Origin of the sequence: Nostoc sp., from assembly GCF_036917515.1 — a bacterium.
Classification (GTDB): domain Bacteria; phylum Cyanobacteriota; class Cyanobacteriia; order Cyanobacteriales; family Nostocaceae; genus Nostoc.
The window spans coordinates 1-13,391 of the sequence record NZ_JBALDE010000174.1; the positions used below are offsets into that span (position 1 = coordinate 1).

The 13,391-nt window shown below is 41.9% G+C and carries 12 protein-coding genes and 1 pseudogene; 3 read left to right on the forward strand and 10 right to left on the reverse strand.

Features of this window, described 5'->3' with window-relative positions; translation table 11 throughout:
- Positions 1-608 precede the first annotated feature (608 nt).
- On the reverse strand, positions 609-2,003 hold the full coding sequence (locus tag V7K89_RS23035; RefSeq protein WP_335191279.1) for a TldD/PmbA family protein: 1,395 nt from the start codon (positions 2,001-2,003) through the stop codon (positions 609-611).
- Between the two features lie 358 nt (positions 2,004-2,361).
- Between V7K89_RS23035 and V7K89_RS23040 the strand changes: the two genes are divergently transcribed.
- On the forward strand, positions 2,362-2,676 hold the full coding sequence (locus tag V7K89_RS23040; protein ID WP_334854549.1) for an RNA recognition motif domain-containing protein: 315 nt from the start codon (positions 2,362-2,364) through the stop codon (positions 2,674-2,676).
- Between the two features lie 674 nt (positions 2,677-3,350).
- Here V7K89_RS23040 and V7K89_RS23045 read toward each other — a convergent pair.
- From V7K89_RS23045 to V7K89_RS23055, 3 genes are all read right to left on the reverse strand, one after another.
- Positions 3,351-4,286 carry a hypothetical protein gene (locus tag V7K89_RS23045; RefSeq protein ID WP_335191281.1) on the reverse strand — a complete coding sequence of 312 codons (936 nt, stop codon included), beginning with the start codon at positions 4,284-4,286 and terminating at the stop codon, positions 3,351-3,353.
- A 61-nt stretch (positions 4,287-4,347) separates the two neighbouring features.
- Complete coding sequence (locus V7K89_RS23050) at positions 4,348-5,832, reverse strand: galactose oxidase-like domain-containing protein (protein ID WP_335191283.1); 1,485 nt, start codon at positions 5,830-5,832, stop codon at positions 4,348-4,350.
- Between the two features lie 465 nt (positions 5,833-6,297).
- Complete coding sequence (locus V7K89_RS23055; protein ID WP_335191285.1) at positions 6,298-8,475, reverse strand: amylo-alpha-1,6-glucosidase; 2,178 nt, start codon at positions 8,473-8,475, stop codon at positions 6,298-6,300.
- A 131-nt stretch (positions 8,476-8,606) separates the two neighbouring features.
- Between V7K89_RS23055 and V7K89_RS23060 the strand changes: the two genes are divergently transcribed.
- Positions 8,607-9,218 (forward strand): peroxiredoxin, encoded by a 612-nt coding sequence (locus tag V7K89_RS23060; protein WP_335191287.1) that lies wholly within the window; start codon positions 8,607-8,609, stop codon positions 9,216-9,218.
- A gap of 163 nt (positions 9,219-9,381) precedes the next feature.
- Positions 9,382-9,918: a peroxiredoxin family protein gene (locus tag V7K89_RS23065; RefSeq protein ID WP_335191289.1), complete on the forward strand. Its 537-nt coding sequence runs from the start codon at positions 9,382-9,384 to the stop codon at positions 9,916-9,918.
- Positions 9,919-10,027: 109 nt separating this feature from the next.
- Here the strand turns inward: V7K89_RS23065 and V7K89_RS23070 are convergent.
- The 6 genes and pseudogenes from V7K89_RS23070 to V7K89_RS23085 all read right to left on the reverse strand — a co-directional run.
- Positions 10,028-10,147 (reverse strand): annotated as a pseudogene (locus V7K89_RS23070) (J domain-containing protein); the annotation flags it as partial.
- Between the two features lie 202 nt (positions 10,148-10,349).
- Entirely contained in the window at positions 10,350-10,736 is a 387-nt protein-coding gene (locus V7K89_RS36020; RefSeq protein WP_442941741.1) for an MATE family efflux transporter, read from the reverse strand.
- 150 nt (positions 10,737-10,886) lie between these two features.
- Positions 10,887-11,036 (reverse strand): DUF5989 family protein, encoded by a 150-nt coding sequence (locus V7K89_RS36025; RefSeq protein ID WP_442941742.1) that lies wholly within the window; start codon positions 11,034-11,036, stop codon positions 10,887-10,889.
- 49 nt (positions 11,037-11,085) lie between these two features.
- Positions 11,086-11,490 (reverse strand): hypothetical protein, encoded by a 405-nt coding sequence (locus V7K89_RS23075; RefSeq protein WP_335191290.1) that lies wholly within the window; start codon positions 11,488-11,490, stop codon positions 11,086-11,088.
- A gap of 198 nt (positions 11,491-11,688) precedes the next feature.
- A complete protein-coding gene (locus tag V7K89_RS23080) occupies positions 11,689-12,702 on the reverse strand; it encodes a J domain-containing protein (RefSeq protein WP_335191291.1) in 1,014 nt (337 codons plus the stop codon).
- Positions 12,703-12,829: 127 nt separating this feature from the next.
- A complete protein-coding gene (locus tag V7K89_RS23085) occupies positions 12,830-13,378 on the reverse strand; it encodes an AAA family ATPase (RefSeq protein ID WP_335191293.1) in 549 nt (182 codons plus the stop codon).
- Positions 13,379-13,391: the final 13 nt, after the last annotated feature.

Below are 13,391 nucleotides of genomic sequence, written 5' to 3' on the forward strand. Positions count from 1 at the left end.
TTCTTTTTCCATTTTTTCTAATCTCCGTAGACTTACAGTATGGACAATGCACAGTATGAACCCTCTCCTCATCCCTTTATTATGCAACACCGGAACATTTTATTAATTCGTAATTCGTAATTCGTAATTTTTGAGGTAATTGCCCTTTTTTATATATACGTGGCTTTATTTCAGTTTGGCTCTAAATAAGAGTCTGAAACAGTCTTTAATTACGAATTACGTTAGCGCAGTAGTAGCGAGTCCGCAAGCGATTAATTATAAATAATTTTGGACTATCCAGACTAACAGTAAATCCCCAGCACGCGCCACGGAGGATTAGTGTTATGAATCAAAGTAGAGTGGATATTGAATCAACTTTACCTAGACTAGCTATTTTTAATTACTAGCGCTACTACCTATAGTTGTGAGTTAATTTCATACTTGGGAGGGATGTTGTTACTCACCTTAAAAATTTAAGCATTAACGTGAGCTTTTGTTGAAGGCTCACGTTAAGCATTAGTGCAAAGCGATCGCTATACTTAATTCTGGTGTTTGTCTAGCAGAGGTTATGGCAAAATCAATTCCTATTCTTTTGCAGATTATAATTCTTACGACTGAAGCAGTATAGTTCATGTTTCTCCACCAACTACTACATCTCGAATTCGGAGGCTAGGGCCACCACAACCCACTGACAAGCCATTTTGCCCTCCTTTACCACAACCGCCGGATTCATCCCAATAAAAATCATCGCCAAGTGCCTCAATATCCGCTAAAGTTTGGAATACATTTCCTGAAAGCGTCACATCCCGAACAGGTTCAGCAATTTTGCCGTTCCTAATCATCCACGCTTCCCCAGCACTAAAGGTGAACATTTCCCCATTCGTCATCCCACCCAACCAATTACGGGCATAAACTCCTTCTTTGATATCGGTGAATAAGTCTGTGACTGGTGTTTTACCCCGTTCAATCCAAGTATTTGTCATCCGCACAATGGGAGTAAAGTGATAGTTAAGACAGCGGGCGTTACCTGTAGGCGCTTCCTCTAATTTGCCAGCAGTTTCACGAGAATGTAAACGTCCCACTAGAACTCCATCTTTAATTAGTTGAGTAGTAGTGGCAGATGTACCTTCATCGTCGTAAAAATAGCTACCGCGATGTCCCTCTGGAGCCGCACCATCAAAAATTTGCAGTTCTTCTGGGCCAAACCGCCGTCCAATGGTCATAACTTCCAACAGATCGGGGTTTTCGTAAGCCATATCAGCCTCAGAAAGATGTCCGAAGGCCTCGTGGACGAATAAACCCGTAAGAATTGGGTCAATGACTACAGTGTAAGTATTGCCTTTGACCGGTGGTAGAGATAAAGCGGCGATCGCTCTTTGAGCTGCACCTTTTACCTGTTCATCCAAACCAGCTAAATCTTCGTAAGCTTTGCGAGAGCCAGTAGTTTCCCGTCCAGTTTGTACGGTTTCGCCATTTCTAGCGGTGGCGGCAAAGCGCATTTCCATATCCACCCAAGATTGCTCGATCAAAGTGCCTTCGGAAGTAGCAATGATTACTTTTTGGGCGCTGTCACCGTAACGCACTGAGGTAGTGGTAATCCGGCTATCGACGCTTTTGAGCAATTGGGCATAGCGATCGCACAATTGTTTTTTCTGCAAGAGTGGGATTTTTCGGGGATCGGTACCTTTTAGGGGTAGAATGCATACTGCTTGCACCGGATCAATGGGTGCAAGTAAAGTTTCTTCATCACCAACCATCCGTGCAGCAGCGATCGCTTCTTCTATGCGATCCTTGATTGTCGCTAGTTGGTTAAAGCAGCTCAACCCCCATCCGCCTTTATAACAAGCGCGAATATGTCCACCAATGGAGATGCCTTCACTGAGAGTTTCCACCTTGTCGCCACGCAACAAGATATCAGTCCCTTCTGCTTCTTCCAGGCGAATCATCAGATAATCTACACGTCCACAGTAGCGGGCGATCAGGTCAGAAAGTAAATTTTGTGCGTCAGCAAGTGTAGTCGGCATTTCCAATTAGTAACAATGACTAACTGCATTTATTTTGCAATTATTTGGAGAATTTCTGCTAATCAATATTATGAGGAGACTCGGTACTAAGGGAGATGAAGAAGTGGAAAAACAGGGGAAAAGTTGCAGTAAGTTTTCCTCTTTGCCCCTTTGCACCTCTACCTCTTGTGCCCAATCTCTAATCCCCAATCTTTAGTTACAGTGGGTAAGAACTCAATGATGTGCTAAGGTAATCAAGTGAGAATAAAATTCGGTTACATTGTTTGTTTTTAGTATTGACAGGCTTTTCCCTTTTGGTCTTAACAAGCTTGCCTCCGAAATCTAAATCTCTACACACCTATGATTTTGGAGATAATGCATGTCAATTTATGTAGGTAATCTATCCTACGAGGTTACACAAGATGACCTCAATTCTGTGTTTGCCGAACACGGTACTGTAAAGCGGGTTCAGTTACCTACTGACCGTGAAACAGGACGTCCACGCGGCTTTGCCTTTGTAGAGATGGGCACAGAAGCTGAAGAAACAGCTGCCATTGATGCTCTTGATGGGGCTGAGTGGATGGGACGCGACCTGAAAGTGAATAAAGCTAAACCAAAGGAAGATAGAGGTGGTTCTTTTGGTGGTGATCGTCGCGGCGGTGGTGGCGGTGGATACAATAGATCGCGCTACTAAACTTTAAGATCGAAAATTAAGTTATAACGTCTAAAGGGCAGAATCATTATCTGCCCTTTTTGCGCTCCGGTCTACTGGATGGCTTAAATTGCCCAGTACCAATTAAGTAGGAGATGATAAATGACCCAAGCCTGACGGGGTGACAAGGAGGCTAGAGCGCTGATTGAATAAGCGTCATAGTACGTAAACCCCGCTGAAAATAGGGTAGTTTACCGGGCTTGAGACGCACAAGTGCGATCGCCAAATCTGACTAAAACTCCATAGCACCTACCCATAAACACTCATATAATCCAACCTAAAAAGCACTATGTCGGCGTGCATAACTTTAAAATTATTGAAACCGACCAACATATTGTTATAGTCCCATTTTTCGGGAGTTGCGACCAGCTAAAACTGCAATTGTGTAGGCGATCGCTGTACTCCAAAGGAGAATCTAATGAGTAAGTTTTGAACTTCAAAAACTTTTCCTGATATAAGCTATCTATCAAAATCATTATAAATTTGTTTGAGTTACTGTTGTTCTGTATCAATCAGAATTTCCAGGGGTAACTAATTAGAAAATAAGTCAAAAATATTCTTAATAATAAGCTGTACCAATCAATGCCAATAAAAAGCCCTCAAGTAAAGATGAGGGCTAGGCAATTTTTTTGCTAGAGATATCATCTCAATTCTTTCTAAGCACGAGCACGCGTAATCTGAGTAGTATCAAAGTCTTGTAGTCGAGTCATATTTCCACTGTTCTTGTCAACAATATACACAGCATTAGGTGTCTCATATCTCATAGCTCCAAAGGCGAGGAGTTGACCCGTTGCAGAGCAAACTAAGCTTTGTAAGCCATTATTCCATGCTTGACCATTAACTTTCAATTGTCCTAGTTTAATGGGCTTTTTTTGATTTGAATCTAACTGCACCAGGGTTGTATCACCATAGGCACCAACTATAGAGGTATAAAGTATTCCATCTGGGCACTCAGCTAAATTGTCGACCCGCTCATCGTCCAGGAATTTAATTTTACTAATAGAACTTATCTCTCCTGTTTGAAGGTTAATATCTACCAATTTGATTGGTGGTGTACCGTTCTTCTTACCTACTAGACCAATGAGTCGCCCATCATTAGTACCTAGCAAGCTCCCAAGCTGTTGATTTTGTTTAAGTCCTGAGACTATCAAAGTTTTTATAGGCGTACCTAAAAATGTAATACGAGTAGGTGTCGCCTGTCTTTGACTAATCGCAACCGGGGTAATGGCTACAACAAGTGTGCCATCGCTTAAAGAGGTAAAACCACTCAATATCTCATTAGGCTCTAACAGAGGTGTACTTTTATCCGTAAGTACCTGAGCCTTTCCTGTAACTAAGGATTGCAAAACTAATCCTACAGGCTTAATATCTGTGCTTACACTGTTTAAGGCAGTGTTCTCTACTAATTCAGTGGTGTTTACCTCTGTAATAGCCGTTTGGTCAGTAGTAACCATCGGGCTGGAACCTATACCTACAATATTTAAACTTGGTGTTTCTGCCAAGGCTTTCTTGGTGAGATAACTAAGTCCAGATACTACAGTTCCAGCAAGTGCCAATTGTCCAAACTGTCGACGTGATAGCTTGTAATTCATATTTTCCTTCCTAGAATTAATGACTTTTATTAGGTAGCAATGCAAACATAAACAGATAAGGCTAATATATTTGCGTCCAGGTTGCTACTGAGGGTGTTCCATTGTTGTCACTAATAAAAAGCATGTACCAGCCTGGGGGTGCGATGTTTCGATTGTTTATTACCGTGGCCTTAACAGAAGTAGCGTTTCTAGAAGTAATGGGTGCATCCACTAACCTTTGTTCTGTATCGCAAGAATGGGTAGTTGCCATTGGTCTAATAAAACTAACCCATTTAATATTCGCAGCCTGGGGTGTCTGAATTGTAAATTGCTGCCCGTAGGTCACTGTTTGAGGAGCGCTCTGAATAACTGGTCGCGATCGCGACATATACGCAGGACTGTAGATTTCTAATCGCAGTTCATTGACCGTCCGTTGAGGGTTCCCCCCAGCTGTGACGACCCTACCATCTGGTAGTAGCAAGGCCACTGAGTGATATACACGGGGGACATTTTGTTTAGCTACTACTGTCCAAGTATTTGTAGCTGGATTGTAGATTTCTGCTGGCAGCATTGATTGTTTTGTATCCTCATTCATTTTGCTACCATTGCAAACAAATACTGTGCGATCAGGCAATAAAACTGCGCTGTGATGCATCCGAGCATAGTTTAAAGGCTTTGCTGCTACGTAAGTTGGATTACTAGCTTTTAAATCGACAATATTTACCCTCTTTGTTGCTGTCTTACCACTACCTCCACCGAGAATCATCACCTTTTGATCTTGTGCAGGTGGTAAAAGCACACTAGCAGCTTGATCGCCAAAAGCTATGTCTTGCAGCCCTGTCACCACTTTTTCTGTAATGGATTGTGTAAATGTCTCTGGCAGGGTTAATATCCTTGGTGTCACTCCAGTAACACCCATCTGACCACCTGAATAAAAAATTTTTCCACTATTTAGTAGAAACAGATGCGCGTATGCTGGTAAACCACTAGTTGTTGGAAAAGCGTTCCAACCATTTGGAAAGAAAGCAGAATAAATTTCTGGTTGTTTATTGAGCTTGCCATCTTTATCCAGCCCAGACACTGCTAAGACTCGACCGCTGCCTAGTGTTAACACAGTAGGATACCAGCGACCATTATTCATTGATAGTATCTTGACCCATTTCTCAGTAATGGGATCGAACATCAAAGCATAGGGTGAACCATAAAATGGGTCATAGCGCAAAGTTCCACCTGCAACTAGTAACTGACCATCAGGGCGGAAAGAGTGACCAGCGCAAAAAAGATCCATCGGTTGCTTGTTACTATCCAATGGAGGCGTTTGACGGGAAAAGGTTCCCTTGTTTACATCCCAGACCACACTGTCATAGGGAGTATTTAACCGATTGGGATCGTTACCTGAGCCACAGAAAAAGAATATTTTACCAGTACGAAGTAGAGCGGCATGTATAGGTACAATTGGAGCACTGTACGACAATACTTGCCATTTATCTGTAGTAGTAGCCAGAGCAATGGAAGTCCCTAAATTTGTTTCCTCTTGAAGGTTAGTCTTGTTATTAGGTTGAGTCACTTTATTTACAATTCTTCCTACGTGAACTTGATTTTTTGTACTTTATTTTATTAATTTATTTCTTAATTCATATCTATACTTCTTTAGGCTTATTTAGCATCAAGATATGATGTGTTTTATAAGAAGGAGATGTAAAATCAGCTTTATAATATAGTAATTGCACTATCAATCATTCATCCTGTAAAGGATCTAATTAAGCCTGAAATACATTCCTACTATCAAGAATACTACATCTCGTTGATAAACTTTTTTCATATTTTATTTTCTCACAGAAGAAAATAAACATCTTTGGTTTTGCGGCCTCAGTTTGTGAAATAATCGAAAATCTCTAGTCACTTTTGGATAATCAGATAAATTAATAAAAAGCTTGTATAATAAGGGTTTTGTAGGTTCAAAATAGCAATATTAATTTGTGAATGTATATTAATCAAGAATAATTATCCAAGACCATCTGTATCCCTACAACTATTTAATGTGGCGGATTACTTCGGCAACTGACCAAGCTTGAGCGATCGCTCCTCTAGGTGTGTGAGGTGAATCGCCATCAAAAATCTCAGAAATAGAACCAAGACAAGCGTCAAATAAAAAATGATCTAGCAAGGGTTGCCAATCAAAAGGCAGCGACCGCTGTGGATAAAAACGTTGCCAAGCCCGAATATATGGCCCAATTAGCCAAGCCCAAACAGTGCCTTGATGATAAGCGCGATCGCGTTGCTGTTGATTACCCTCATATTTCCCTTTGTATTCGGGATCTCCTGGATCGAGACTGCGAAGACCATAAGGGGTGAGCAAGCTGGTAGTTGCCAAATCTAATATCTGACATCCTTGCTGTTCAGAAAACCCACAATGGTGTAGTGATAGAGCCAAAACGGCATTAGGACGAATTTGAAAATTCCGGCGATCGTCCGGCTCAATAGTATCGTACAGATAACCTAGTTGAGGATTCCAAAACTTTTGCAGTGAAGTTTTCACGTGTTGTGCTTGTTTAGCATAACGCTGTGCTTGCTTATTAAGACGTACTGGCGAGCCATACTCCATCAGGCTCAAGCGCTCTGCCCACTGACTCAGCCAACATAAAGCAGAATACCACAGCGCATTAATTTCCACTGGCTTCCCGTAACGGGGTGTGACGGGGTGTGCTCCAATTACCACATCCATCCAGGTGAGGGCTACACCACGAGCATCCCAACTAACTAGCCCATCTGTAGCATCGACCTGGATATTGAAATGTGTACCACCGACAAATGCTTTATAGATTTGCTGTACTACAGGGAATTGCTCTGCCAAAAAATCCCAGTCTTGGGTAGCTTCTAAATAAAGTCCTAAAGTTTCAATCCACCACAACGCCGCATCAATACTGTTATAAATTGGTTCGCCATTAAGATCGGGAAATGCATTCGCAATCAAACCGTGGCGACAATAATGTCCAAAAGTTCGCAATATTCCCTTTGCTAAGTTAAAGCGCTGTGGAACTAGTGCCAACCCCGGTAAAGCGATTAATGTATCGCGTCCCCAGTCATTAAACCAGTGATAACCAGCAATAACCGTAGGACCTGCAATTGAGGCTCGATAGACGATAAATTGATCGCTTGCTTTGAGTAGTTTTTGCCAGATTGGAGAGTGGGCATAAGAGGCAGAGACGTAAAGGGGCAGAGGGACAGAGGGGAAAAACTGACTGTAACTTCTCCCCTGCTCCCCTGCTTCCCTGCTTCCCTGCCCCTCTGCTCCTCTACCTCCCTCTCTCCATCCAAAAATCTGTGAGAGCCTTTCTTGCTCTGCCTCCACAACTTCTGCAAAGGTTTTGAGGGTGAGAACACTTGGCACTGAGTCGGGAAAACCTACTCGTGCTTCTAAAGTCACCGCATCTCCTGGTTGGAGTGTGACTATTAAGTAACCAGGACTGTGGAGGTCTTCCTTGTCGCCTAATCCCCGTTTTGTCTCCTCAGACAATCCATAATCCCAATACCAAACTGCATCCGGTTGATAATTTCCTTGTGTCCAGCGCAAATGCCAAGGTATGCCGAAGCGCCCAGAATTGATTGCTTGCAAACAGACTTGCTGTTGCCCTAGCAGTTGTGAGAACTGTAATTCTTGACTAACAGTCTGCTGGTGGTGAAAGTCACGTTCTGCTATCAACAGTCGCAACCGTAAAATTGCTGTATGACTTCCCTGGTAGCGATACTGAATTAAAATTCGATGGCAAAATTGGGCATTGGGCCATTGCTTATCCCCCCTTGTCTCCTTGTCCCCTTGTCTCCTTCTGGCTTTGTCCCCAATCCCCAATTCCCAATCCCCAGTCCCCATCAAACCATAGGGCATTACCAATTGTCTAGTTAATTGCCAGTTATCTTGACCCCAAGTCCATTTGGGAACTGGATTAATATCAAAATGGTGTAGCTGCTCGTAGCCTGTCAGCTCAATCTGACCGTTACTCCAAAAATTTGTCCCCAGTGCTACAACGCTTCCTAATATTTCCAAGCTAGCTTCTAGGTGCGAAAACAGCAAAGTCCGCCCAGAAGGTGGGTTTGTCGCAGCAAACAGCCAGCCATGATAAGTGCGCGTGCGAATATCAGAAACTGTACCGCTGGCAAAACTTCCCAAGCCGTTGGTAAGCAACCATTCTCTTGTATCTAAATCAGGCATTTGCTACTCAAAATCGTTATGAGTATGATATAGTCGTAACAGATCGTAATTAAACTGTGAGAGCGTGGATGGGTGAATTTTACTTGACCCAAATTCCAACGCTACTAAACCGATAAAGGAGAATTAGGTTAATGTCTCTTACTTATGGAACCGAAGGAAGCCTCCGCGTTGGTCAACAAACTCCCGATTTCACAGCAACGGCTGTGGTAGATCAGGAATTTAAGACAATCAAACTTTCCGATTATCGCGGTAAGTATGTCGTCCTGTTTTTCTACCCACTTGACTTTACCTTTGTTTGTCCTACTGAAATTACAGCATTTAGCGATCGCTACGAAGAATTCAAGAAAATCAATACTGAAGTCCTTGGGGCTTCTGTTGACAGTGAATTCTCTCACCTCGCTTGGATTCAAACAGATCGTAAGTCTGGTGGCGTCGGCGACCTGAATTATCCTCTAGTCTCTGACATAAAGAAAGAGATTAGCGCCGCTTACAACGTTCTTGACCCAGCAGCAGGCATTGCCTTGCGTGGTCTGTTCATCATCGATAAAGATGGTATCATACAGCACGCCACCATTAACAATCTAGCTTTTGGTCGTAGCGTTGATGAAACCTTGCGGACATTACAAGCAATTCAGTATGTTCAGTCTCACCCTGACGAAGTTTGCCCAGCTGGTTGGCAACCTGGTGATAAGACAATGAATCCTGACCCAGTGAAGTCTAAAGTCTACTTCTCTGCTGTCTAAATTTTGCTAGCTAAAAACTCTAATCGAGCCTTTTGAAGTTGAGAGCAAAATCAATGAAAACCACAGATAAATAGAGATACACATTAAACAATGTTAACCTCCGTATATATCTGTGGTTTTTTATAAAATAGTATTTAAATAGTCAAGAATCAAGGTTAAAAATATGCTGACTTCAACTGACTTTAGTGGCTTATTAAATGAGCGATTCTTCCGCAATTTTTTACCAATTCCAGCAACACATCAACTCAGATTGGGAGTGGGAACGCCAGACTTTCAACTGCCAGATATTACCAATGGTACTTTAGTAAAATTGTCTGATTATAAAGGCAAGCAACCAGTTTTACTCGCCTTTACTCGCATCTTTACCGAAAAGCAATATTGTCCTTTTTGTTTTCCTCACATCAAAGCTTTGAAAGAGAATTACGAGCAATTCAAAAAGCGCGGTATAGAAGTTTTGATGATTACTAGTACCGATGAACGGCAGAGTCAAATAGTTGTGAGAGATTTAGGCTTACAAATGCCGTTGCTGAGTGATCCAAGTTGTCGCATATTCCGTACCTATGAAGTAGGACAAGCACTGGGAGCGCCTTTACCAGCACAGTTTGTATTAGATAAAGAAGGAAAACTCCGCTACTGGCATTTATTTTCTTTTCTAGATCACAATGCCAGTGTTGAGACATTGTTAGAACAATTCAATTGAGTATAAGGTATAAGATTGACAATGTCTGCCCTACTTATAAAGCAGTGAGGTTTTCTCATGCTAAAACTTTACCACATGCCGATTTATCCCAACTTGCGCCGCGTCTGGATTACTCTACTAGCCTGACTTGCTGCAAATGACTGCGGGGATTATAGGTAAGTATAGCCCGGATTTTTTCATAATATTCCTGCTCTTGTTGACTGAGGTCTTTTGGTAGTGCGATCGCTACGTCCATTTCATACATGCCCAGAGTTGCCTGCTTTACCCTGTAAAATGCCAAACCTTACAAAATAGGGAATATGGAATATGCATCACCCTTGTACCTAAAGGAGAGTTATTGAGCATAATGCTCAACTTGTCATCCCTAAATGGTTACACTTATTTCGACAGAACGAATCGCACGCTATGAGAGAAGATCGTGGTCTTAATTTTCAACACTCGTAGGAGAAGCAGAATCTATTCCCAAAATCTTCTATCAACCGTACTCCAAATACTATGATGCTGACTATTTGAGACAAAACGAAAGCCAGCCACAACAAATGATTGCTGTAAAAATACCAGGCAAATATAGCTACTGGTGCAAAACCTACCCCCAAGGAAACTAGGGCAGAGTTACGCAAGGTTTTCCCTTCAGTTAACCCTATAAAGTACCCTTCTACTATGAGACTAATTGCACAAAATCCCTGACAAGGTAATAACCAAAATAAATAATTAACGATATTTTCAGTAATCTCAGTGTGGTTAGTTAACAGCCCAAATATATTTTCTGGAAATACAATATACAAAATAGCAACAGAAACACAGAAACTGAAAGGAATATACTGGTTATGACACCAGTTGTAATTAGAGGTTTTAACTGCTCGGAAGCTCCCTCACCTTTAAAGTTTCTAGTTAAGCTTTGAATAGCATATCCTACTGCTTGAACAATAAACATATTGAAAAATGCTGCTTGAATTAGTAGGCTATTTTCAGCTAGAATATCTGTTCCCATTGCGGAACTCAATTCTGTGAAAATCGAGAAAAAATAAAGTGTAAATAAACGGTGCGATCGCCGATGATTGTGTAAAGGCGATTAAAGCGCTTACTAGTAAAAGAGTTCCTCTTAAAGTAACTAGCAGATAGTTTCAACACTGCTGAACAAATGCCCACAAATCTTTCAGAAAAACTTTAGTAGTTTAAAATATGATAGCTACTACTCCTATATTTAAATTCTAAAATTTTATCCACTGCTTTATTGATGCGTTTCATCGCATATTTTTCAGTTAATTGCTGCCAAAGTTGATTGTGTCGGTAGAACCTTTGCAAATGTTTAGTAATATCGTTCAGGGGATAGACTGCTAATAGTAGTGACAATGGTGGTAAAAAGTGAGGCGGGAGCAGAAAATTTGTATGGAAGCAAACAGTAGGAATATTTAGTAAGTCAGCAGGAATAGCAGCCCACAAACATTTAGCATGAAAAATCACTAATTTCGGGCGATCGCGTTTGAGTTTTTCTAATAAAGTTGGTACAGCATCTAAGCAGTATTCTATCAAACGCAATTGCAGGGTTGGGTCTGGAGATGCTGGTTTCATGGTGGGGAATGGCTGAAATCTAGCACCTGCTAATTCAATTTTGTCTTGAAATTCGTCAAAGTAATAATAGTCTACTTTAAAGCTTGTTTTCAGATGGTATAAAATGTAGAGCAGCGGTAGCAGGTTGAAAAATTAAGATAAATTCATACTTAATTAATGTAGAGACGCACAATTTCACGTCTCTACAATCCAAAATTTTCACAGTCTAACTTGGTTCAAATGACTACGAGGGTTATAAGTACGTATAGCCCGGATTTTTTCATAATATTCCCGCTCTTGTTGGCTGAGGTCTTTTGGGGGAACAATCGCCACTTTCACCAACTGATCGCCGCGTCCACCCTTGGCGAGAGGCCAACCTTTACCACGTAAACGCAGCGATTGACCAGAACGCACTCCTGCTGGTAGTTTGACATTAACTGAACCATCGGGAGTGGGTACATCAATAGATGCTCCTAAAGTGGCTTCATCTGGTGTGATTGGCACTTCGCAAACCAGATTATCGCCTTCCATTTGGAAGAACGAGTGCGGCTGAAGTTCGACTTTTAAGTATAAATCCCCCCGTTGTTGAGTCATGGGGTTGATTTGACCTTTGCCCCGTACCCGTAGACGAGTACCAGTTTTAGCCCCAGATGGGATGCGGACATCTATTGTTTCGTTACCTAAACTGAAGCGCTTTTGCACACCATTAAATGCTTCAGTAAAAGTTAGAGCGATCGCAGCTTCACTATCCTGGGTACTACCCGCACCTCCATCTTGAAACCCAAAATCATTAAAGCTGCTGTTAAAATTAGTTGAGGTACCTGGAGAAGTGCGGTAAGAGTAACTTCGTGAGTGACTTTGTCGCGCCCCACCACGAGGGGTAGCACCACCAAAGCGTCCTAGCAACTCATTAATGAACTCATCAAAATTGCCGTATTGACTGAAGTCAAAGTTACCCATATCGGGGCCAGCGCCGCCAGATGGGAAACCTTCACCAGCTTGTTTCCAATATTGACCGAATTGGTCGTACTTTTTACGTTTATCTGGGTCTGATATAACTTCGTAGGCTTCGCTAACTTCTTTGAAACGTGCTTCTGCCTGTTTGTTATTTGGGTTGACATCAGGGTGATATTTGCGGGCTAGTTTACGAAAGGCCTGTTTAATTTCCTCTGAACTGGCAGTCTTACTGACTCCCAAAATAGCGTAATAGTCCTTGAAGTCGGTTGCAGCCATCTACTAGCCTCCTATAGAAATTCCTGTTATGTTTTTTTTTAAGATGAGAGATGTTTAATTTGCCTGGTATAGTGCCAAACAAAAAGAATCAAGAATCTGATTTTAAATTAACAAAAAATATAGAAAATCAAGTGTGGTTCTCGCTCACCAAGGAATCGCAATTCCCGTACTCCGATTTTTCTGATAAGCGGCTCAGGCTGTCTAATCCTTCGTCCCGGCTTGGCGGAGCATCCCGGAGTTGACGGTGCATCCGCAAAATAATTTCTTCTGGAACTTGGCGTGGTCGCTTTTTATTCCGTGCCAAACACAGCCAAACTGGTGTATCTACCCAAATTCCCCTAATGTGGTTAAAGCCCTGGTTACGGGCGAAAGTAATCACTTCACGACGATGGCGACGCTGGGCATTGGTGGCATCAAAAATAGCTGTATTAGTTGTGGAAATAGCTTGCTGAAATTGCCGCTCAATTTCGCGCCAAATTAGTAGCCATGATCCTTGAACAGCTTGGGAACCAAACAATTGCCCCCGAATGGCATCTGTAGAAATTAGCGCCATTTGGGGGCATTCTGCCAGTAATTGTTTTGCTAAAGTTGACTTACCGCTACCTGGAAGACCAATCAGCAAAAAAAGTGAAGAGTGAGAAGTAAGGAGTGAGGAATAATCAGAATTTTTAGTCATTAACTCCTAACTC

Coding starts and splice junctions, on each gene's coding strand:
- V7K89_RS23085 (WP_335191293.1), bottom strand. CDS start 13,378: ATGACTAAAAATTCTGATTATTCCTCACTCCTTACTTCTCACTCTTCA.
- V7K89_RS23055 (WP_335191285.1), bottom strand. CDS start 8,475: ATGCCTGATTTAGATACAAGAGAATGGTTGCTTACCAACGGCTTGGGA.
- V7K89_RS23040 (WP_334854549.1), top strand. CDS start 2,362: ATGTCAATTTATGTAGGTAATCTATCCTACGAGGTTACACAAGATGAC.
- V7K89_RS23080 (WP_335191291.1), bottom strand. CDS start 12,702: ATGGCTGCAACCGACTTCAAGGACTATTACGCTATTTTGGGAGTCAGT.
- V7K89_RS23035 (WP_335191279.1), bottom strand. CDS start 2,003: ATGCCGACTACACTTGCTGACGCACAAAATTTACTTTCTGACCTGATC.
- V7K89_RS23075 (WP_335191290.1), bottom strand. CDS start 11,490: ATGAAACCAGCATCTCCAGACCCAACCCTGCAATTGCGTTTGATAGAA.
- V7K89_RS23045 (WP_335191281.1), bottom strand. CDS start 4,286: ATGAATTACAAGCTATCACGTCGACAGTTTGGACAATTGGCACTTGCT.
- V7K89_RS23065 (WP_335191289.1), top strand. CDS start 9,382: ATGCTGACTTCAACTGACTTTAGTGGCTTATTAAATGAGCGATTCTTC.
- V7K89_RS23060 (WP_335191287.1), top strand. CDS start 8,607: ATGTCTCTTACTTATGGAACCGAAGGAAGCCTCCGCGTTGGTCAACAA.